The organism is Pseudomonas sp. NPDC086251 (assembly GCF_044746405.1).
Lineage (GTDB): Bacteria > Pseudomonadota > Gammaproteobacteria > Pseudomonadales > Pseudomonadaceae > Aquipseudomonas.
Window position 1 is genome coordinate 1 of sequence record NZ_JBIVBY010000083.1, and the last position, 1432, is coordinate 1432.

The following is a 1432-nucleotide window of genomic DNA, read 5'->3' on the forward strand; positions in this document are numbered from 1 at the left end:
TGTAATTGGATGGACTCGCCCAAGCCGAGGCGTCTGTGCGCCACGGTGGCATTCTTATAGAAGCCAACGACAGCGAGGGCGAGGCCATGAAAAAGCATAGTGCGATCAACCAGTCTTTGTCAGCCGATGTGACGGCATGCACCACCGTGGCGGTGGATCTTGCCAAAAGAGTCTTCCAACTGGCCGGGGAGGATGCCCTCGGTCAGGTGTTGTTGGAGGAGCGCATCACGTCACGGGAGGCCTTTCAGGCCTTTCTTCAGAAGCTTCCAGCGAGCGTGACGGTGTTGGTCGAAACCGGGCCGGGCGCTCAGGCCTGGGCGCGATTGCTGCAAACGCAGGGTAATCCCGTGCGCATCCTGCCGGCCCAGTTGGTCGCCAATCATCGCAGCGGTCCGAAAAACGACCGCAACGATGCCTTGGCGATCTTGCGCGCAGGCCGCGATTGCAAGATTTCAGCCGTACCGCTCAAGAGTGCCGCGGCGCTGGCGATGCAGGCTCTGCACAGGGCTCGGCAGGGCTATGTGCGGCGACGCACGGCGGTCGGCAATCAGATGCGTGGTTTACTGCTGGAACACGGGGTGGCCATGGCGCAGGGTGAACTCGCGATCAGCCAGCTCGTGCCTCGGGTACTGGAAGATGCCACCCAGCCGTTGCCCGATTTGCTGCGCGAACTGATCGCCGAGCTGCTGGGCGAATGGGAGCAGTTGGGCGAACGCGTCAACGTGCTGACCGGTCGCCTGGAAACCGCGGCGAAGGCGGACGAGACGGCGAAGCGGCTGATGACGGTGCGCGGTGTTGGCCCGATCATCGCCACGGCGCTGTTGGCCAAGCAGACCGCGCCTGAACGCTTCGCCAACGCCCGCTTGTTCGCCGCCTACTTCGGCTTGGTGCCCAGCCAGCACAGCAGCGGCGAGAAGACCCGGTTGGGCAAGATGAGCAAGCAGGGCGATGCTTACTTGCGCAGCCTGATGATCCAGGGCGCTCACGCCGTTTTAAGACAGCTACGACCCGATTCACAGCAGCCGGACGACCAACGTCTCCAGCGCTGGCTAGACCGTCTGGGTCGCAAGGAGGCGGCGGTGCGACTGGCCAACCGCAATCTGCGCATCCTCTGGGTGCTGCTGCAAAACGACCAGACGTATCGTCGTCAGCCGGGCACTGCCCAGGAGGCAGCGATGAGTCACTGATCACCGAGTTCTGCCACCGGGGCGTTAAGCCGCTCCAACCCATGCTGAAGAACATTGACCCCAGGTCAGACCGTCGCGGATTGATGCCTAAGCTGCTACTGGCCCTTGAGGCCTTCCTGTAATCGGCATACCGCGAGCTTACCCAATGTTGGCCAGAAGCCGTTGCAGGCTTCCTCGAACAGGCCTGATACATAGATGCAACCGGGTAGCAGTGTTCAAAAGCGGGTTGAATGCGGGGGCGAGTC

At 62.3% G+C, this 1432-nt stretch carries 1 protein-coding gene; it reads left to right on the forward strand.

Translation table 11 applies throughout. The features are described 5' to 3' along the window. Window positions 1–86: 86 nt before the first annotated feature. Complete coding sequence (locus ACIPL2_RS35125) at window positions 87–1187, forward strand: IS110 family transposase (protein WP_401365406.1); 1101 nt, start codon at window positions 87–89, stop codon at window positions 1185–1187. Window positions 1188–1432: the final 245 nt, after the last annotated feature.

Bases quoted from the DNA above. Each gene is read 5' to 3' on its own strand.
- ACIPL2_RS35125 (WP_401365406.1), top strand. From the start codon at position 87: ATGAAAAAGCATAGTGCGATCAACCAGTCTTTGTCAGCCGATGTGACG.